At 52.5% G+C, this 19,372-nt stretch carries 17 protein-coding genes; 12 read left to right on the top strand and 5 right to left on the bottom strand.

Features of this window, described 5'->3' with window-relative positions:
* Positions 1-39: 39 nt before the first annotated feature.
* The 3 genes from AC27N8_RS32025 to AC27N8_RS32015 all read right to left on the bottom strand — a co-directional run bounded on the left by AC27N8_RS32025 (position 40) and on the right by AC27N8_RS32015 (position 3,057).
* Complete coding sequence (locus AC27N8_RS32025) at positions 40-1,494, bottom strand: RtcB family protein (RefSeq protein WP_487073180.1); 1,455 nt, start codon at positions 1,492-1,494, stop codon at positions 40-42.
* A 145-nt stretch (positions 1,495-1,639) separates the two neighbouring features.
* Positions 1,640-2,062 carry an archease gene (locus tag AC27N8_RS32020; protein ID WP_487073178.1) on the bottom strand — a complete coding sequence of 141 codons (423 nt, stop codon included), beginning with the start codon at positions 2,060-2,062 and terminating at the stop codon, positions 1,640-1,642.
* A gap of 188 nt (positions 2,063-2,250) precedes the next feature.
* The gene (locus AC27N8_RS32015) at positions 2,251-3,057 is read right to left on the bottom strand and encodes a metallophosphoesterase (RefSeq protein WP_487073176.1); all 807 of its coding nucleotides are present in this window, start codon (positions 3,055-3,057) and stop codon (positions 2,251-2,253) included.
* 519 nt (positions 3,058-3,576) lie between these two features.
* Here AC27N8_RS32015 and AC27N8_RS32010 point away from each other — a divergent pair.
* Complete coding sequence (locus tag AC27N8_RS32010) at positions 3,577-4,923, top strand: ATP-binding protein (protein ID WP_487073174.1); 1,347 nt, start codon at positions 3,577-3,579, stop codon at positions 4,921-4,923.
* Between the two features lie 15 nt (positions 4,924-4,938).
* On the opposite strand, the gene AC27N8_RS32005 is transcribed toward AC27N8_RS32010, so the two are convergent.
* A complete protein-coding gene (locus AC27N8_RS32005) occupies positions 4,939-5,433 on the bottom strand; it encodes a hypothetical protein (protein ID WP_487073172.1) in 495 nt (164 codons plus the stop codon).
* 221 nt (positions 5,434-5,654) lie between these two features.
* Between AC27N8_RS32005 and AC27N8_RS32000 the strand changes: the two genes are divergently transcribed.
* Positions 5,655-5,855: a hypothetical protein gene (locus AC27N8_RS32000; RefSeq protein ID WP_487073170.1), complete on the top strand. Its 201-nt coding sequence runs from the start codon at positions 5,655-5,657 to the stop codon at positions 5,853-5,855.
* Here the strand turns inward: AC27N8_RS32000 and AC27N8_RS31995 are convergent.
* Positions 5,844-6,452, bottom strand: coding sequence for an acyltransferase (locus AC27N8_RS31995; protein ID WP_487074786.1), 609 nt, complete (start codon positions 6,450-6,452; stop codon positions 5,844-5,846). The genes AC27N8_RS32000 and AC27N8_RS31995 overlap by 12 nt on opposite strands.
* Positions 6,453-6,698: 246 nt before the next feature.
* On the opposite strand from AC27N8_RS31995, the gene AC27N8_RS31990 reads away from it, so the two are divergent.
* The 10 genes from AC27N8_RS31990 to AC27N8_RS31945 are packed head-to-tail and all read left to right on the top strand — an operon-like array spanning position 6,699 to position 19,367.
* The gene (locus AC27N8_RS31990) at positions 6,699-7,823 is read left to right on the top strand and encodes a DegT/DnrJ/EryC1/StrS family aminotransferase (RefSeq protein WP_487073168.1); all 1,125 of its coding nucleotides are present in this window, start codon (positions 6,699-6,701) and stop codon (positions 7,821-7,823) included.
* Positions 7,814-8,845: a Gfo/Idh/MocA family oxidoreductase gene (locus tag AC27N8_RS31985; RefSeq protein WP_487073166.1), complete on the top strand. Its 1,032-nt coding sequence runs from the start codon at positions 7,814-7,816 to the stop codon at positions 8,843-8,845. The genes AC27N8_RS31990 and AC27N8_RS31985 overlap by 10 nt, the downstream gene beginning before the upstream one ends.
* Positions 8,826-10,250: a nucleotide sugar dehydrogenase gene (locus AC27N8_RS31980; protein WP_487073164.1), complete on the top strand. Its 1,425-nt coding sequence runs from the start codon at positions 8,826-8,828 to the stop codon at positions 10,248-10,250. The genes AC27N8_RS31985 and AC27N8_RS31980 overlap by 20 nt, the downstream gene beginning before the upstream one ends.
* The gene (locus tag AC27N8_RS31975; RefSeq protein ID WP_487073162.1) at positions 10,235-10,474 is read left to right on the top strand and encodes a hypothetical protein; all 240 of its coding nucleotides are present in this window, start codon (positions 10,235-10,237) and stop codon (positions 10,472-10,474) included. The genes AC27N8_RS31980 and AC27N8_RS31975 overlap by 16 nt, the downstream gene beginning before the upstream one ends.
* 29 nt (positions 10,475-10,503) lie before the next feature.
* A complete protein-coding gene (locus tag AC27N8_RS31970; protein ID WP_487073160.1) occupies positions 10,504-12,576 on the top strand; it encodes a sugar transferase in 2,073 nt (690 codons plus the stop codon).
* On the top strand, positions 12,566-13,780 hold the full coding sequence (locus AC27N8_RS31965) for a DegT/DnrJ/EryC1/StrS family aminotransferase (RefSeq protein ID WP_487073158.1): 1,215 nt from the start codon (positions 12,566-12,568) through the stop codon (positions 13,778-13,780). Before AC27N8_RS31970 ends, AC27N8_RS31965 begins: the two co-directional genes overlap by 11 nt.
* A gap of 47 nt (positions 13,781-13,827) precedes the next feature.
* Positions 13,828-14,973, top strand: a complete 1,146-nt coding sequence (locus AC27N8_RS31960) for an SDR family NAD(P)-dependent oxidoreductase (protein ID WP_487073156.1) — start codon at positions 13,828-13,830, stop codon at positions 14,971-14,973.
* Positions 14,974-15,027: 54 nt separating this feature from the next.
* The gene (locus tag AC27N8_RS31955) at positions 15,028-16,770 is read left to right on the top strand and encodes a tyrosine-protein kinase domain-containing protein (protein ID WP_487073154.1); all 1,743 of its coding nucleotides are present in this window, start codon (positions 15,028-15,030) and stop codon (positions 16,768-16,770) included.
* A gap of 48 nt (positions 16,771-16,818) precedes the next feature.
* A complete protein-coding gene (locus AC27N8_RS31950; protein WP_487073152.1) occupies positions 16,819-18,324 on the top strand; it encodes an O-antigen ligase family protein in 1,506 nt (501 codons plus the stop codon).
* Complete coding sequence (locus AC27N8_RS31945) at positions 18,321-19,367, top strand: D-glucuronyl C5-epimerase family protein (protein ID WP_487073150.1); 1,047 nt, start codon at positions 18,321-18,323, stop codon at positions 19,365-19,367. The genes AC27N8_RS31950 and AC27N8_RS31945 overlap by 4 nt, the downstream gene beginning before the upstream one ends.
* Positions 19,368-19,372 lie beyond the last annotated feature (5 nt).

The following is a 19,372-nucleotide window of genomic DNA, read 5'->3' as shown; positions in this document are numbered from 1 at the left end:
CAGTACCGTTTCAGGTATAGGAGAACCGGGTATCCTACGTTACCCTTTAACTACAATCACCGGTTTTAGCCGTGCAACCAGTTGCGCGAGGCCTGCGTTATGAACGACCCCCACGATTTTTTGTGCGTCTTTGTAAGCAGCAGGCGCTTCCTCGGTCAATAAATTTTTGCTATGGACGCGGATCGTCACGCCCTTCTTCTCCAACTGCTCCAGGAGCTGCTGGCTCCCGATCGACTTCTTGGCGGCGGTGCGACTCATGCGACGGCCCGCGCCATGGCAGCAGGAGCCGAAGCTCTCATCCATAGAGCCCTGAGCGCCGACGAGCATAAATGAATAGCGTCCCATGTCGCCGGGGATCAGGACAGGCTGTCCGACAGCGCGATACTTCTCCGGGAGCGCTGGATGTCCGGCTGGGAAGGCGCGGGTGGCTCCTTTGCGATGGATACAGAGTCGCTTCATTTCTCCATCGACGACATACTCCTCAATCTTGGCGATGTTGTGACAAACATCATAGACCAGAGGCATCTCTTTGGCGCGTGCCTGACGTCCGAAGACGCTCTGGAACGCCTGACGCACGCCATCCATCAAGAGCTGGCGATTAGCCCAGGCAAAGTTGGCTCCGCAGGCCATGGCGCCAAGATAAGCCTGTCCTTCGGGCGACTGGATTGGCAGGCAGGCGAGCTGACGATCAACGAGATTGAAGCCGAATTCCTGCTGCTTGGCTTCCGCTATCTTGACATAATCTTCCGCTATCTGATGTCCGAATCCGCGTGAGCCGCAGTGGATGGATACAACGACCTGTCCTTTGCGATTGATGCCCATAGCTTCGGCAGCGACTTCGTCATAGATGTGATCGACAACCTGGACTTCGCAGAAATGATTGCCTGATCCAAGGCTGCCAAGCTGCTTCTTCCCTCTCTGGAGGGCGTGCGAGCTGACAAAATCTGGATTGGCTCCGGCGAGACAACCATGCTCCTCGGTAACTTCGAGGTCTTCGGGCAGGCCATAGCCCTCCTCAATCGCCCAGGCGGAGCCTCGTGTGACTACTTGCTGCATCTCGGCGTTGCTGAGCGGACGCATGCCATCGCCTCCGACACCGGATGGGAGCATCTTGAACAGCTCGTCGGCCAGGCGATCGACGCTACCTTTGATCTGGTCACGGACAAGATTGGTTGCCAGCAAGCGGACTCCACAGTTGATGTCAAAGCCGATACCTCCCGGCGAGATAACTCCAGTTTCGGCATCGGTCGCCGCCACGCCTCCGACCGGGAAGCCGTAGCCCCAGTGGATGTCAGGCATACCGAGCGAGTGTCCAACGATGCCCGGCAGGGTTGCGACGTTAGCGACCTGCTGTAAGGCGTTATCGTTGAGGATCTGTTCGATCAGTTCGTTGTCGGCATAGATCAGGCCGGGCACGTTCATAGCTTCATTGTAGCTCTGTGGGATGCGCCAACGATTCTCGTCGACGCGCTCTAGTGGGATCTTATTGCCCAAGATGGGTCTCCTTCATCAACTCAAAGAGTATGTATATAAGAAATGACGCGCTGCTGCGGTGGATGTGGTGTTCGTTTGGATACGTTGCGCAGCGCTTTTTGACGTCTCATGCGATCAACTGGACATCGCACGGTGACGTACGAGGTTACAGGTCGAGGATAAGTCGGGCTTGATAGCCTTCGTCGAGCCTGGAGATGGCGGCTTCGTGCCAGGTGACGGCTTTGACAGCGCTACTCAAGTCGTGCCGTTGCCGATCATAGACCTCTCCATAAGCTCGACCAATCAGATGCGTATCCGTCCGGATCGCAATCTCGAAGGTGCGAAAGAGGAGATATTCGGTATCGAAGAGAAAAATCAGTTCGTTGAGCCAGGAGATCAGAAGTGCTAAGGTGTCATGGCCCTCAACGTCGATTTCGCGACTGGTAACGCAGTCGATCTGCTCTGGCGCGACCATGACGCTCTCAACACCTTGTGCGGCGGCGATAAAGAGTTCGTCAAGGGTGCGCCCAAATGACTGGATACCTATGTCCGCGGTATGCTCGAATACTTCATAAGGCTTTCGCATCATCTTGCTGCTGGTCGGGTCATCGGCGGGCTGTCTACACGAGATCGATAAGACGATTTGCTATCAAGACTGACAGTCGTAAAATGTGAAGACATAATGTACCCTCCCTTTCCTTATATTGAAGCAATTAATTATCACTATTTCAGACTACCTAATATATTGCGATTTGTCAAGCTAAAAATTGAGCAAATTTAGCTAATATGCTGCTCGGCGCTGGAATTGGATAGTTGATAGACGAATCCACTCCCACCCAGATAGATGCCACCGTCAACATTGATGCACTTCCCATCGGCATACACATAAGGTTGCACAACTTTTCTGGCTGGTCCACCGATAACGGCCGAGATGGGAGAATGTCCGTGAATGATAACGTCGCCGCCGAAGATCTGGGTGAAGCGCTCAACAAATTCGTGTCCGCCGTAATGATGCATAAAGACACCGCGCATCGCGAAGCTCTCGATCAACTCTTCCCAGGCCAGCGTGTTGCTGTGCTTGAGGAGCGTCCTAAAGGTCTCGTTGACTTCGGCAATGGAGCGACCATAGCGCGTGTAAAATGTGGCATCCGCATGAATCAGGAGCGCATTCTCTACCAGAACCATCGCCGGCCGTTCCTTCAGCCAGTCAATATGCTCCTCGCGCAGCCTGGCCAGATCTTTTTTGACACCTCCATTATGACGCCATTTGGTGACAAAGGAGCTGCTCACGTTGGTCGAGCGTCGGCCAAACTGATACGCGGACAGCATCAAAAGCTCGTGATTGCCAAGCAGACTATCAACCGAGCCGCCAACCGCTCCAGCCTCACGCTGTAAAGCCATCACAAAATCCAGCACAGCCACACTATCGGGTCCACGATCGACCAGATCGCCCAGAAACCAGAGTGTCGCCGAACCTCCAATCCAATGGTGATCCTTATCAATCAAGCGAGCCTCACGCAAAATCTTGTGAAGCGCACGCAGATATCCATGAATATCACCAATGACATAAATAGGAGCAACCATAAAAAAACTTCCTTCTAAACATTAACATGCGACGTATGAGCAAGGATGATACATGAGAGCAACATCCTGGCGATATTATATTTGACGTAGTACACCCACCTGCGATGATTTTTTGTTTTGCATCACGCGGCAAAACACCTCGAATCTTTCCCAGCGGAGCACCACACAGCAAGTAGATAAAACCGTACGACTGCTTATGTCACGTGCACAAGCCCTCTATTAGACGCACATCGCGATCACGTCTCAAAAGTCGTGCACCGCCCCCGACACCTATGAGCGGGACTACACAAGGAATTATCCAGATAAAGCTTTTCTCTATTATAGGAAAATAGCATGTGATGTACAACAACACAAGAAATACGAGTGGCAGAAATTGAGGAGATGTTTTAAAGACGTGGAAAAGTGTGCAAGATTGTAATTAGCATGCAGGAAAGTGATGGCATGTAAAAACATATAGACATAGGTGAAAGTGTATGTTATAATCGTCGCATATCATAGCTCAACAACAGGAGGAGTGGGGTGGGAGATTATCTCACCGTTCGCGAGATCGCTCAAGATCTTAATGTGACGGTCGATACAATACGCCGTTGGCTGCGAGCAGGCAAGCTCAAAGGCACTCCGCTGGGACGGGCCGGCTACCGCATCCACAAAAACGACTTCCAGTTGTTTATGTGCCACGGATTATCGCCTCAACGCTCAAAACGCAACCCATCATCACAGGCGGCGAGCCAGGCAGCCCAGATGGAAACGATGCAGCCCTTTGTCGCTCTGGTTGAGAACAGCTCGGACATGATCGCTATGACCTCCATGCAATGCCAGACCGTCTACATAAATCAGGCTGGCTGTAAGCTATGCGGCATCGCCGATAACCAGGAAGCACAGACAACATCGCTCCTGACATATGTACCTGAAGAAAAGCGTCCTTTTTTCCAGGAGATTATCTTCCCCGAAGTGAAAAAGAATGGACGTTGGGAGGGTGATTTCGCTTTATGCAATCACCAGACAGGCACTATAATCGATGTCCAGCTGACAGCATTTCTGGTTGTACATCCACAGACACAGCTTCCGCAATATATGGCGATCGTCGCCAGAGATATCCACGAGCAGAAAGAGCTTGAGCGACGCAAGGATGCCTTTACCAGTATGGCAAGTCATGAGCTGCGCGGTCCATTGACCACCATTCAAGCTAATCTTCAACTGGCGGAACGACGGGTCAAAAGCATCCTGCAAGCCAGTCAGGACGAGCCATCCGAGGTGGTCCAGAAAGCCACCGATGACGCCCTCCACATGCTTGATCGCGCCCGCCGTCAGACCAAAGTCATGAACCGCCTGATCGGTGATCTGCTGGACAGTACCCGCATCCAGGCCAACAAACTTAACCTGGCGCTCGCCGAGTACGATCTCATCGCGATCATACGCAACGCTATCAGCGATCAGCTCGAACTCACGCCCCAACGCAACATCAGCCTCGCGCCCCTCCCAGACGAGCAGGAGATCATTATCCTCGCCGACAAAGACCGCCTCGGGCAAGTCATCAGCAACTATCTCAGCAACGCCCTCAAATACTCAGCCTCCGACCGGGAAGTCGTCGTCGGCCTGAACAGGGATGGCGACTACGTACGTGTCTGGGTACGCGATCACGGTCCAGGACTCAGCGTTGAACAGCAAAAGCATATCTGGGAGCGCTACTATCAGGCCAAAGACGTCGTCCTACATCACAGCGGCGGCATCGGATTGGGGCTGGGACTCTATATCTGCAAAACGCTGATCAATCGTCACGGCGGCGAGGTCGGCATCGAAAGCCAGAAAGGGAGCGGCTCAACATTCTGGTTCCGGCTCCCTCTCGCCAACACCTTGTACAGCTGATAGCCATCCAGCTCGCTAATTGACACATCCCGAGCCGTAAAAGACCAGATGCACGGTTTTATGTGGATTACTGATACACTTGATAAGGATATTCAGATTGACAAGACCAAACTTCCACCACGGCGTGCTATAGTCAAAGGAGATTGAGTGGCCCGCACGAATATTCCGATTCAGATAGATCGTGCTGCCAAAATCTTGTACCTGGACAGAATAGATGTCATGATCTTGTGGATCAATAATCCTCCCCGTGCCATGAATAGCATAGATCAAAATACTGGCGAACTGTTTTTCTAACGTTCCCTGAGACAGCAACACCGTGCGTTTTCCAGAGCGGCAAAAACCCAGAGGATGCTGTATTCCAGGCCCATCGACGGCTGGCGTGTCAGTAACTGGCACGTCGGCGACTGGTACGTCGGCAGCATGTACAGAGGCAGTATAGTTCCCCAGGCAGGAAAGACACACCATTAATAACAGCAAGCTACAAACCAGAGATTGAAGAAAGCGTTTCATGAAGTCTCACTCCTATTACATATTCAAAGGTCATCACACCAATGTAGCATTGGAGATGTATATCCCAATGGGGTGACACGCCCACCGACGTAGCGCCGTGGTCTTGCGCCCGGCGGACTCGTGACGTACGTAACGTTCGCTTTTGTCGCCCAATGCTGAAATCCGCCATCCACCATCATACAGAGACAGTTCTACGCGTAATCCTTACCCGAACGGACCTGATGTTGAACGTTTACGTGCGTGAACTGGCCGCCGGGCGCAAGACCACGGCGCTACGTTGGCGAGCATTCGTGCCTGGAGCGAACGGGGTTTCCTGGCTGGTCGGACCACATTGTTTGGGTCACATTGTTATGATCCTTGGCAGAGCATTACACATTTATCATGCAAAAAGTACCAATGCGAAATATGCACTATTGCTCTAGAGCTGAACTATCCAACACGCACCATTGCAGGCAAGTTGTGCACCATCCGCGCGCCGTCTGCTCCTGTCTCTCGATGTGTGCAAAGCGTTGCGCGCATTTGCAGATGTATCCATGCTGCCGAGCCGGATTCCCATAGACAAGGGTGTGGGACGGCACATCTCTGGTGACCACTGAGCCGGCGCCGATAAGGGCAAATGAGCCGATTGTGACGCCACAGACGATCACCGCATTAGCTCCCAGGGATGCTCCATAGTCCACGAACGTCGGGGAAACATGCCAATCGCTCGCCTCCTGCCGCCGGCCATCAGGAGTAATGGCACGAGGAAATTGATCATTGGTGAAGCAAACGTGCGGACCGATAAAAACGCCGTCAGCGATGGTGACTCCTTCAAACAGCGAGACATAGTTTTGAATCTTGACTCTCGAACCGATACGCACGCGTGTGTCGAGATAGACGCCGTTGCCAATCGTGCATTCTGATCCGATACTGACACCGCTACGCACATGCACATAACGCCAGATGAGTGTTCTGGCACCAATCAAAACGTCGGATTCGATCTCAGCGGTTGGATGAATAGTGCAGCCAGGATAGATCATCACTTTTCCCCACCTCCTCACGCAGAAGTAGAACCTTTATCTTTCCAAAAGCATAGATAGCGCCAAAATCACCTGAGATACATGTAGTATACCAATATGAAAAAATCTACCTTTCCTAGATAAATATATATAGAGCATTTTTTGTATCAAGTATAATAGAAATGTAGCCCATTATTTTCGATATATATATTGGACGAAAAAACAGGATGGATCTTGATTTGCCAATTTGATTAGAGGAATACTGTTATGATTCCTATTGCATATCCCCTCCTGGGCGCTGAGGAGAATGAGGCTGTGCTGCAAGTATTGGCGTCGGGACAACTCGCTCAGGGAAAAAATGTGATCCAATTTGAGCACGATTTTGCCAGGTTCTGCCAGGTCGAGGATGCTGTTGCCGTCTCCTCAGGGACAGCCGCCTTATATCTGGCCTTGCTCGCCCACGATATTGGCCCCGGCGACGAAGTCATCACCACGGCCTTTAGCTTCGCGGCGACGGCAAATGTCATACTCATGGTTGGGGCCACTCCTGTCTTCGTCGATATAGACGACACATATAATCTCAACCCGTATCTGGTCGCTCAGGCGCTTACCTGGAGGACCAAAGCGATCCTTCCTGTCCACCTGTATGGAAATCCTTGTGCCATCAATCATTTAGCGCAGATCGCAGAAGACTATCATCTGGCATTGATAGAAGATGCCTGTCAGGCACATGGCGCCACCGTCTATGGCAAGCCGGTTGGAGGATTTGGCACCGGCTGCTTTTCTTTTTACGCCACCAAAAATATGACGACTGGCGAGGGAGGCATGGTCACGACCGGCAATCCCAAAATTGCTGAGCGTATCCGCCTGCTGCGCAATCAAGGGCAAAGCACCCGTTATCACCAGATAGCTCTGGGCTACAACTTACGCATGACCGATATCCAGGGAGCCATTGGCATCGTGCAGCTCCAGCGCCTGGAAACGATGACGCAACGACGTATCGCTAACGCGACACTTTTGACCCGCCAGCTCCGCACAGCCATCCAGACGCCAGTAGCGCATCCGGAACATCGCCACGTCTACCATCAATACACCATCCGCGTGGCGCACAAGCGCAATGCATGGATAAAATCTCTCCAGGAGCAGGGCATAGAGAGCAGCATTCATTATCCGGTGCCCATTCATCAGCAGCCGTTCTACCAGGAGCATCCAGAAAAATACCGCTGCTTCTCTGGTCAGGACCCAGCATCCGATGATCCGATCCACGCAGGCGCACAACTACCGATCACGGAAGAGGCGGCGCAACAAGTGCTGTCGTTGCCTGTACACCCCGCCCTGAGCACAGAAGATGTGATGACTATTGCAAAGGAGGTCCTCAAGTTATGCCGTTAAAGATCGCGGTTGTCGGTGCCGGCACAATGGGGATGAATCATCTGCGCGTTCTCTCCGACTTTGGGGCCGAGCATGTACAGCTTGTGGGGATTGCGGAGGAAGCAAAGCTCATCTTACAGACAGCGATGAGCCGCTTCCATGTGGCGGGCTATCAGAATTATCGCTCCATGATCGCCGCTACGCATCCCGATCTTGTCGCCGTTGTGGTCCCCACAAACTTGCATTTTGAGGTGGCCTCATACATCTTGAATCAGGGCATCCACGTCCTGATCGAAAAGCCTATAACCACGACCGTTGAGGAAGCCGCAAGCCTGATCCGACTCGCGCACCTGCGCAATGTCAGGATCGCCGTAGGACACATTGAACGCTTTAATCCCGCCATTATTGAACTGAAACGCCAATTGGTAGCCGGAAAGCTCGGCACTTTATTTCAGATGCATGCGCGACGGCTGGGACCGTTTCCACCACGTATCCGCGATGTGGGCGTGATACTGGATCTGGCAACGCATGATGTTGACATTATGCGCTATTTGACCAATGCTGAGATCACACATATCCATGCCGAGACGCAACGCCACATCCATGGCACGTGCGAAGACCTACTGCTGGGCGTGCTACGTTTTGCGGATGATACGATTGGCGTCCTGGATGTCAATTGGCTGACTCCGACAAAGATACGTGAAATTACGGTGACCGGCGAGAAGGGGATGTTTTGTGTAAACTATCTCACACAAGACATCTCTTTCTACGAAAACGACTATACGTCAATCTCCTGGGACGCGTTACGCTCCCTCAAGGGCGTGAGCGAGGGGACAATGACACGCTTTAAAGTGCAGAAAGCGGAACCACTCCGCCTCGAATATGAAGATGTTATAGCAGCGCTCCACAACAATACGGCGCCAACGGTGACAGGTGAGGATGGCCTGAAGACGTTGATGATTGCTCATCGCTTGCTTGCAGCGGCATCTGAGAGTGCAGCGATGAGAGGAAACGAGGTACAGTATGCTCAAAACGCTATCTAGCTTCTCCTCGCCGCCCACGGTCGCGGTCATTGGCCTGGGAAAAATTGGTCTGCCGCTTGCGGTGCAGTACGCCAGACATGGATGCCGGGTCATCGGTTGCGATAGTAATAGTCAGGTTGTCGATAGTTTGAATGCAGGACGCTCACACATCCAGGAAGAGCCCGAACTGGCAACAGAGGTACCTCGTCTGGTGCGCGAAAGATTGCTCTCGGCAACCACGTCAACCCAGGCAGCGGTACGTCAGGCACAGGTTGTGGTGATTATAGTTCCCGTCGCGATTAATCAAGAGCATCAGGCCGATACGCAGCTGATCGATGACGCCACCAGAGCGATCGCAACCGGTTTGCAAGCGGGTACGCTGGTTATCTATGAAACGACCTTGCCGATTGGTATGACCTCCCAACACTTTCGCCCGTTACTTGAAGCGATCTCGCAGCTACGCGCAGGCAAGGACTTTTACCTCGCCTATGGTCCCGAGCGCGTCTCGTCAGGGAGTATTTTTTATGACCTGCGCACCTATCCCAAAGTGGTCGGCGGCATCGATGAGGAGAGTACAGCACGCGCCTGCGCTTTTTATCGCCTGGTGCTTGAGGCTAAGGTTATCTCTATGGCGTCGACGGATGAGGCCGAGTTTGTCAAATTGATTGAGACGACGTATCGAGATGTGAATATCGCTCTGGCCAACGAGTACGCCTGCTATGCCGATAGCCATCAGCTCAACGTCTATACAGCCATTGCGGCCGCCAACACGCAGCCCTTCTCCCATATCCATACACCGGGCGTGGGCGTGGGAGGGCATTGTATTCCAGTGTATCCATATTTTCTCTTCTCAAATCCCTGCGACCAGCCTGCGCCGTCCAGCACGCCTCAAGCGCTGATGCTGCCACGTCAGGCACGACAGATGAACGATAGCATGGCAGAATATGCAGTACAGCGTCTGGAGAAAGCCGTCGGTCGACTCTATCAGCGATCCATCTTACTGCTGGGCGTAGCCTATCGAGGCGACGTGCGCGAGGTCGCATTTAGCAGCGCGAAGTTATTACAGGATGCCCTACTACGTCGCGGAGCAGTTGTCTATGCCGATGACGCCTATTTCGACACAGAAGAGTTGTCTCGGCTCGGCTATACAACGCTACCAGCGAGCGACGAAAAGGACATCACAGCCATCATACTGCAATGCAATCATCGCGCCTACCAGAGTTTCAATTTTGCTCGCTTTGTTGGCTGTAAGGCCGTGCTCGACGGACGCCACGTCTTGCGACGCGCAGAGATTGAAGCTCTGAATATGCAGTATCTTGCCATTGGTGATGGGCAGGAGACCACTACACAGCCATATCAAAAGTCATCTCACCGATGTCACATCGGAGACGTGCATCCCAATGGAATGACATGCCCACCGACGTAGCGGCGCGGCTCCGCCGTGCTGTCTGTGACTCGTACAATCACGCTCCTCATGATGCTCCATTGAGACATCTTTCTCGTCGGCGTTGCTTTCAGCGACACATGGGACGTTTTCATGCGTCGAGTGACAGCACGGCGGAGCCGCGCCGCTACGTCGGCGAACATTGGCACCTGGTGCAAAGAGTTGGTCGGGCCACGGTACTGATGGTCTTTGTAGGTAATAGATAGGATAGGTGGAGGAGGAAGAGGTACATAATATGCCACATATTTTATTCGTTACCCCTTATTATCCACCTGAAATAACGCCGCCGGCGATGCGTATCCATGAACTGGCGCAGGGACTACTCGCATTGGGGCATCAAGTGACGGTGCTGACGACGTTCCCCAATTTCCCTTCCGGAATTATCCCGCAGGAGTACCGAGGACATCGACGCCTGCACGAGCAGAAGGACGGTATCCAGATCGTACGTGTCTGGAGCTATACCAGTCCAAATCGAGGATTTCTACTGCGTATCCTGTCGCAGCTTTCGTTTGGATGCGTCGCGCCCCTGCTAGGTGGAAACGCGATCAGACAACCCGATGTGATCGTTGTTGAGTCACCACCACTTTTCAACGCGATCGCAGGACGTCTGCTGGCAGGCTGGAAACATTGTCCCTTTATTTTTACGGTGGCCGATCTCTGGCCGGAGGTGGCTGTCCAGATGGGGATGCTGCGCAATCGCCATCTGATCCGGCTGGCCACCTGGCTTGAATGGTCAACCTATCGGCGAGCAGCACGCGTCTGGGTGGTCACGGCGGGACTGCGTGATATCCTTGTCAGCCGTGGCCTGCCGCTCGCAAAGATTATGTTTGTCACCAACGGGGTCGATTGTAACAAATTTTATCCCACATCGCAGGCGCTCGCTCGCACAACGCTAGGATGGGATCAGCATTTTACGGTGCTGTATGCGGGCAGCCATGGTCCTTCGCATGGCTTAGGCGCGATCCTCGCTGCGGCCGAGATCCTGCTCACCTATGGAGATATCCAGATCGTCCTGGTAGGCGATGGCGCGCAGAAAGTTGCTCTGATGGCTGAAGCGGGTAGACGTGGATTGCACAATCTCACCTTTCTCGATCCGCAACCATATGAGCGGATACCTCTCCTGCTGGCCGCCAGCGATGCATGTCTTGCAACCGCCAGTAAAGCCATCCTTTTCCAGGGCGTGCTCCCCGTAAAGATGTATGAAGCGATGGCCTGTGCACGTCCAATCATCCTGGCGGTAGACGGCGAGGCATGTCAGATTGCCATCCAGCAAGCCAATGCAGCCATCTATGCGGAGCCCGAGAATCCCATCGCCATCGCTCAGGCAATCCTGTACTTGCGAGACCATCCGCTGGAAGCGCAGACCCTTGGACAACATGGGCGCGCCTTTGTGGAGCAGCATTTTGATCGCCAACAGCTCACAAAAAACTTTCATCAGCATATCATGGCACTCTTAAAACGACAGAGCACGATCATCACAGACACAGAGGGCAGCGACAACCCGGATTTCAAAGTAGCATCGGACGCTGACGTGCTTGATCGTACGCCAGCGTTGCTCACCGCAATCCAGCCGTCTCGTACGATGAACTGGACATCGTACGCAAGCGTCCGACGCTACTTTTGGCATGCACCGACAATTCGGAAGACCACATCACCTCCATTTGAAACTCCCGCCGAATTAGTTGGATGCAATGCCCAGGTCCACGCGGCGCGCTTATCGTATCGCTACGCCTGCTGGCAGCACAGCATCAATTTCTTTTTTATCATTGTCGGCCTGCTCATCCTGATCTTATTACTGCCACCGTTAGCTATCATTATGTATATCACGACTCCTGGTCCGCTTTTTTATACGCAGGAGAGATTGGGATATCATAGCACGAAGTTTCGTATGTATAAGTTACGCTCCATGCAGGTTGAGAAAGAGTGTGCTGGCACTCCTGCCTGGACAACACAACATGATCCACGCATAACCGCCGTTGGGCGTGTGCTACGCGCCACGCATCTGGACGAGTTGCCGCAAATAGTGAACATTCTCTTCGGCCAGATGAGCCTGATAGGTCCCAGACCTGAGCTACCGGCTCTTGCCGAGACGCTAAAAGAGACGCTCCCACAACATCATGAGCGCTTACTGGTCAAGCCAGGATTGACAGGGCTGGCGCAGGTGATGCATCACTATGGCGATACACTCCAGGATGAAGAGATCAAGCTTATGTACGATCTTGTTTATATTGAACAGCAATCATCGCGCCTGGATCTACAGATTCTGTTGAAAACAGTGGGAGAGGTGGTGTTGAGACATGGAAGATAGACAGATATCGCGAGCGGTTTTGGCTGGTACCCGCGCCAGGCGTACGACGTTTCTGCCCTTTGCAGTACCGCATATCACACAAGCCGAGATCGATGAGGTAGTGGATACTCTGCGCTCAGGATGGCTAACCACTGGCTTAAAAGCCAAACGCTTTGAAAAAGAATTCGCGCAGTCGGTGACGGCTCCATACGCGGTCGCCGTCAACTCTGCCACGGCAGCCATGCATCTGGCATTGGACGCCATCGGCATCCAGGAGGGCGATGAAGTCATTGTGCCTGTCTATACCTTTACCGCCACAGCCGAAGTCGTGATCCATTGTCGAGCCCATCCCGTTTTCGTCGACGTCGACCCCATCACCTGCAATATTGATCCATTGCAGATCGAGAAAAGCATCACCGCCCGTACGCGAGCTATCATTGTCGTCGACATCGCGGGCCTGCCGGCCGAGATGGATCACATCCGTGCGCTGGCTCGCGCTCATAAGCTGCCAGTGATTGAGGATGCCGCCCATGCCTTCCCGGCGGCGTATCGCGGACAGATGGTCGGTTCGCTGAATGAGCTGACAGCCTTTAGCTTCTATGCCACAAAGACACTTACTACTGGCGAAGGTGGCATGCTTACCACGGCCAATCCTGAATATGCGGCACGCGCTTCATTGATGGCACTGCACGGCATCAGCCATCAAGCGTGGAACCGCTATGCGGCTGGCGGCTCCTGGTACTACGAAGTCGTGGAGGCCGGCTATAAGTATAATATGACCGATATCGCGGCCTCAATTGGCCTGCATCAACTGGCTCGCAGCGCCTGGCTCTGCCAACGGAGGCAAGAGATAGCACAGCAATACACGCAAGCCTTTGCCCTGCTGCCCGAAATATTTACGCCCCCCAACCCGACACATATCACACACGCCTGGCATCTCTATCTGCTGCGCTTACAGCTGGACATGCTCACCATCACACGAGCAGATTTCATCCGTGCGCTGGCCGACGCTCAAATTGGGACCAGTGTTCATTTCATTCCCCTTCATCTCCATCCATTTTATCGTCACACCTACCATCTGGCCGCAGATGCATTTCCAATCGCGCTGCAAGCATATCAAGAAACCGTCTCGCTGCCTATCTATCCTGGTATGACCAACGACGATGTTACCGATGTAATTGAGGCGGTGATAACTATTATTAAAACTTTTAAGAAGTGTAGATAGCCTGGATACTATCTTTCGTGTTCGTAAAGTATGGATATAGGTGAGCAATGATGAGTTTTTCACAACCGCTTCCACATCAGGATACATGGGATGATTCATATCCAGGCAAGCTGGATTATGCCGATCTGCTAGGGCGCGAGAGTGTGCCACTGCAATCAACCAACTCGCATACTTTTCTGCATGAACAGACCATCCTGGTAACCGGGGCCGCCGGATCGATTGGCTCGGAATTATGTCGTCAATTACTTAATTATGCACCGGCTCTGATCATTGCGCTCGACATGAATGAAACAGGATTGTTTGACCTGGCAGAAAGTATCCATGCTCATCCTCATAGCCAGCATCTACAACTCCATATCGGCAATATCACCGATGCCTCGTATATGGATACTTTCTTTGCCCGGACAAAACCACGCATCATCTTCCATGCGGCCGCCTATAAGCATGTACCGTTGCTTGAACTCTATCCAGATCAGGCCATACGCACGAATGTACTGGCCACCTATAATCTCTGCTGTCTGGCACAAAAATATAAGACAGAGCGCGTGATCTTTATCTCGACGGATAAAGCGGCTAACCCTATCAGCGTCATGGGTGCGACCAAAAGGTGGGGAGAGATGATTATCCTCTCGCTCGCCCAGCAAGCTATTCAGAGTACATGTTTCTGCGCCGTGCGCTTCGGAAATGTCATCGGGAGCCGTGGGAGCGTTGTCCCAACCTTTGCACGACAGATCGAGAATGGTGGACCAGTGACGGTTACTGATGCTCATGCAACGCGCTACTTCATGACGATCCCAGAAGCCTGCGATTTAACCATCCTGCTGACAACCCTGGCGGAAAGCGGCCAGATCTATCTTTTAGATATGGGAAAGCCCGTACATATCATCGATCTGGCACATAAAATGATTCATCAATATACAACCAGAACCAACAGTACGGTAAACATCATTTATACGGGCCTGCGTCCCGGTGAGCGCCTGCATGAAACACTTACCGCGCTGGATGAGCGCTTAAAACCAACCATTCATAACAAGATCTTCCGCATATCGTGTGAAAATGTGCTCCCGACCTTTGGCACCATCACACGATGGGTGCAACTCCTGGATCGTTATCTGCTGGCCGATGATGATGCGATGCTGCGTCAGCATCTCTTTGATCTGGTCCTGCAACCTGATTTGATCAAGGTGTGGTAATTGTTGTGTGCACGTATGCAGGGTTATTAACAGCTATCTGAAAGAGATGATACTATGACATTCGAACACTACTGGCTCCTGATAGTAAGACAATGGAAGCTCATCATAGCATGTTTGCTACTGGTTGGATCAGGTACGTATATCGGCAGTCACTTACTCCCACCAATCTATCAGGCAACGGCGCTTGTACGCGTCAATATTCACAGCAGCACAGAGTCCACCAGCTACAACAATCTGCTGGCCAGCGACCAACTCGTGCAGACTGAAGCGGCACTCGCCACCAGTACTCCCATCCTGACCAGAGTCGCAGCCCGTTATCACGGCTTGAGCTATCTTCAACTGGCCCGTGCGACGACGGCTACCGCTCAGCTCAATACCCAGCTCTTTAAAATTGATGTCCAGGACAACTCTCCCAGCAGAGCAGCCAGCCTGGCCAACGATATCGCCACAACCTTGATTGAGCAGCAGTATCAAGATTTTGTCCAACAGAACACGCTCCCACTACAAAATCTACAGCGCGATATCGAGAAGACCAATCAGCACATCAACGGGCTCGCAACCCGCATCAACAAAGCAGAGATGCAGATTACTTCCCTGGCACGCCAACAGGGCACGCAGATGGCAATCAAAGCCCTCCAGTTGCAAATTGTCGGATTACAAAATCAATCCAACAGCCTCCAGGATCACAGCGATCAGATCCAACCAATGCTCACACAGATGGAAATCACCAATGCACAAAGCCACGATTTCCTGAATCTCGCACAACCGGCACTGGTCGCCTTGCACCCTATAAGTCCACGTATTCTCCTCAATACAGCGCTGGGCCTGCTCACCGGGCTCGCACTTGGGCTCTCATTGGCGCTCCTACTGGAACAGTTCAATACACGCGTGCGCACGGCAGAAGAGATCACACACATACTCGATGTGCCAGTGTTGACAACTGTATGGTATGCAGATCAGGCCAAAAACAGGCAGTCGAAACAGATCAATGCCAGGATCAATAGCATCAATGCCGCAGCCTATCGCATCCTACGGATTAACCTTGGCTTTTTAGCCGTCGGGCGCACGGTACGCTCGTTGGTCGTGACCAGTCCGCTCGCCTTCGATGGGAAAAGTACCATCGCGTCTCATCTGGCACTCTTTATGGCCAAAGCGAACAAGAAGACCCTGCTCATCGATGCGGATATGTATCATCCTATCTTACATGAGAAATTTTGCCTGGAAAAAGATGTGAAAGGACTCAGCGATGCCATCATGGCATATGCCCAGCGACCCGCTAAATCAGCGACAAGCATCTGCTTAGATCCTTACATCCATGCAGCAAGCGTCGAGAATCTCTATGTGATGCCTGCCGGCACCCTGCCACCAAATCCCTCGGAACTGCTGGACTCGGTCGCGATGGATAATTTCCTGGCAGCCGCGAGAGAGAGCGATATTGAAATGATTATCATTGATGCACCTCCGCTCCTGGGGCTGGCCGATGGGAGCATTCTCGCCTCAAAAGTGGACGGCACGATTGTCATCGCCGATATGACACGCGTAAGAAAAGAGCATCTCCAGCAGGTGAAGGCCCGCCTCTGGCAGACAGGCATCCATGTGCTTGGCTGCGTCATCAACAAGCAGCGCCTCACATCCAAAGACATACCCTATAGCTACTATGACACCCTGGATGATGAGACAAACAGTGCTCAATCTCGGATGGGCGAAAAGCAGGATACTCCTCCGCTGGCGCGCCCCCTGCCACAATCAGAAACAGGCTTTAAGCATATGGTGATGCAATCGATGAAACGAAGATAACAAGCTCGCATCTGGACGCTGAAAACATTTTGCGGGAAGGTGGTAGGGATGAGTAGATCAGAAAAGATCATGAAGCTCAATGTTGTGGAAATTGCAACTCGATCAGCAGAGCGTGTGTCCAATGCAGTGACAAGTATTTCGCTGCGAGCCAGCGTGACAGTCGTCATTGCACTCTTGCTCGGCATAATTACGGGGATAACTGGCTGGTATCTTCCTGGGATAATTATCAGCATCAGTTTTATTATGATTGTACTTGCGACAAAACAGCGCGAATGGATCATTGTCTTACTATTAGTGACAAGCCTCTACCTGGATTGGTATCAGGGACATCTGATGATTACGCCCGGACTCGCCTGTTTCCTGCTGCTACTCTTCTTCTTAATGCGCTCGCCCACCGATCACTGGAACAAACCACCCGCATTGTGGCTCTGGATAGGTTATCTGGCACTGGCAATCCCACCAGCTATCAATGGAGCTCTGACACGTTATGATGCAGCCTTTTATTATCCGAACATTATCCTGGGAGCCTTCCTGATGTTCTGGCTTGGGACACTACTGGCAGGGGATATCAAAAAGATACGACGTTTTTTCCAGATTTTCGCCGCTCTAGGCACTATGCTGGCGCTGATAACCTGCATCCAGGCATGGTCAGGGATATTGCTGTTTGGAACCTCACGTTTCGATATCTCGCTGGCCAGCGATTCCAACTATAACATATTTCAGGGGAGCAGTATTTATCGACTGGGAGCTTTTTTTGTCAATCCGGATTGGAATGGAGCCTTCTTCGCCACCGTCCTCTGTATCCCTTTAGGGCTCTCTCTCGAATGCAAGCATGTGCAGGGGAAATTGGTGTATCTGACCGAGATGATGATGATTCTCCCCGCGCTCCTATTCACATATAGTGTTGGATCGTGGATCAGCACTGGCGTTGGCATGATCGTCTTTGTTGTTCTGCTCAGACGCATGCGCTACAGAATCGCAATGATGCTGTTTACCGCACTGGGGATAGGAGCACTGCTGATCTGCTTTCCATACCAGATCACGCTCCTCTTGCAGCACGCAGCAGATCCAACCACACTCATGCTACGCAATGGAGCCTGGACCACCGCGCTGCACATCATCCAGGTGCATCCGCTCACGGGGATTGGCCTGGGTCTGCAAGCCTATATGCAGCGTGCCGAGCCCTATCGAGTGGCAGAACAATACAAAATATTGGCACATCCACACAATTCCTTCTTAGAACTGGGAGCGATGGGCGGCCTACCAGTGCTCGCCTGTTTTATGGGACTCATCTGCTACGCGTTATGGAGGGCTTTACGGAACTGGTGGATGGTCCCGAGACCACAAAGTACGCTCTTCGGCATCGGGATCGCCGCCATCATCGCCTTGAGCACCAATAGCCTCAGCGTCAACGCCTGGACCCTCCCACCTCTGGCGGCGTGCGGCTGGTTAATCCTGGGCATCATCTCAGCGCCAGCAGGTACAAAAAAAATGGATCTCGACAAGGCGCAAGATCGCCAGTGGACGACGACAGAGAAAGAGGATTTTGTATGAGCACACCCATGCAGCAGCGCAACAGATGGCAAATCCTCCCAGGTATGCGCCTCCTGACGGCGGAATGGCAACTCTGGCAGCATGAACGCACACAGCCACGCTATCATCTGGCACAGCTGCCGACCAACGATACGGAGTTACAACCCTACGCTCTCGATATGGAGTCGCTACTGAGCTTGCCTTTCGGAACGCTCGATAAAGATGGTGTACTATTCAATCGAGCGGTGGATAAGAGCCATCCAGCCGTCTATCATCCAACCAGTATCGCGCAATACGCACTGGCGCAGTGGAATACCTATCTACGAGGTCACAAGGCATCTCATAAGGATGCTTTCTTGATTCAGGCTCGTTGGCTGGTAGAGCATGCAATACGCCTGAACAATGGTGCCCTTGGCTGGCCGCTCCCATTTGCAGTGCACGAATATAATACGCCCCCGCAGTGGCTCTCAGCTCTCACGCAGGGAAATGCGATCTCCGTGCTGATACGTGCGTATCAGATTACCGGTGAGGAGATATTTCACCAAACCGCTCAGCGGGCGGTACAGACATTCCAACAGGAGATCTGCGACAGTGGTGTCGCGGTCTCCTTTGGAGAGCATGAGGTCTTCTTCGAAGAGGTCGCAAGTTATCCGGCGGCGCACGTCCTCAACGGCTACATGCTGGCGCTCTTTGGATTATATGACTACGTGTTCTATACCCACGATAAGCAGATCGCCAGGCTGATTGAGCGCAGTCTCTCAACTTTGCATACGCTGATCGATGATTTTGATCTGGGATACTGGTCATGCTACGACCTCCGCTTCTTTACCCCTTCGCCCTTATTCTACCACGCCCTGCATGTGACATTATTTGAAGCGCTGGCCCGCATTTCCGGCTGCGAACATTGTGCCGCGCTGGCCGTACGCTGGGATAACTACCAGAAGAACTGGATCTCCTTGCTGCGCTATTTTATGGCCAGCCGCTTTCTACGCTATCGCAGCGGACTACGCCATGTGGCTGCGCGGATGTTCCAGAGACATACAGACGCTCGGCAGAAAGGATAAGGCGA

It is taken from the genome of Dictyobacter sp. Z7_2 (genome assembly GCF_057551105.1).
The sequence above is the reverse complement of the archived record's forward strand: the minus strand, read 5'-3'. Positions and strand labels throughout refer to the sequence as shown.

Excerpts from the sequence above, each read along its gene's own strand:
- AC27N8_RS32020 (WP_487073178.1), bottom strand. The coding sequence starts at position 2,062 with ATGATGCGAAAGCCTTATGAAGTATTCGAGCATACCGCGGACATAGGT.
- AC27N8_RS32015 (WP_487073176.1), bottom strand. The coding sequence starts at position 3,057 with ATGGTTGCTCCTATTTATGTCATTGGTGATATTCATGGATATCTGCGT.
- AC27N8_RS32005 (WP_487073172.1), bottom strand. The coding sequence starts at position 5,433 with ATGAAACGCTTTCTTCAATCTCTGGTTTGTAGCTTGCTGTTATTAATG.
- AC27N8_RS32000 (WP_487073170.1), top strand. The coding sequence starts at position 5,655 with ATGTTGAACGTTTACGTGCGTGAACTGGCCGCCGGGCGCAAGACCACG.
- AC27N8_RS31995 (WP_487074786.1), bottom strand. The coding sequence starts at position 6,452 with ATGATCTATCCTGGCTGCACTATTCATCCAACCGCTGAGATCGAATCC.
- AC27N8_RS31990 (WP_487073168.1), top strand. The coding sequence starts at position 6,699 with ATGATTCCTATTGCATATCCCCTCCTGGGCGCTGAGGAGAATGAGGCT.
- AC27N8_RS31985 (WP_487073166.1), top strand. The coding sequence starts at position 7,814 with ATGCCGTTAAAGATCGCGGTTGTCGGTGCCGGCACAATGGGGATGAAT.
- AC27N8_RS31980 (WP_487073164.1), top strand. The coding sequence starts at position 8,826 with ATGCTCAAAACGCTATCTAGCTTCTCCTCGCCGCCCACGGTCGCGGTC.
- AC27N8_RS31975 (WP_487073162.1), top strand. The coding sequence starts at position 10,235 with ATGCCCACCGACGTAGCGGCGCGGCTCCGCCGTGCTGTCTGTGACTCG.
- AC27N8_RS31970 (WP_487073160.1), top strand. The coding sequence starts at position 10,504 with ATGCCACATATTTTATTCGTTACCCCTTATTATCCACCTGAAATAACG.
- AC27N8_RS31965 (WP_487073158.1), top strand. The coding sequence starts at position 12,566 with ATGGAAGATAGACAGATATCGCGAGCGGTTTTGGCTGGTACCCGCGCC.
- AC27N8_RS31960 (WP_487073156.1), top strand. The coding sequence starts at position 13,828 with ATGATGAGTTTTTCACAACCGCTTCCACATCAGGATACATGGGATGAT.
- AC27N8_RS31955 (WP_487073154.1), top strand. The coding sequence starts at position 15,028 with ATGACATTCGAACACTACTGGCTCCTGATAGTAAGACAATGGAAGCTC.
- AC27N8_RS31950 (WP_487073152.1), top strand. The coding sequence starts at position 16,819 with ATGAGTAGATCAGAAAAGATCATGAAGCTCAATGTTGTGGAAATTGCA.
- AC27N8_RS31945 (WP_487073150.1), top strand. The coding sequence starts at position 18,321 with ATGAGCACACCCATGCAGCAGCGCAACAGATGGCAAATCCTCCCAGGT.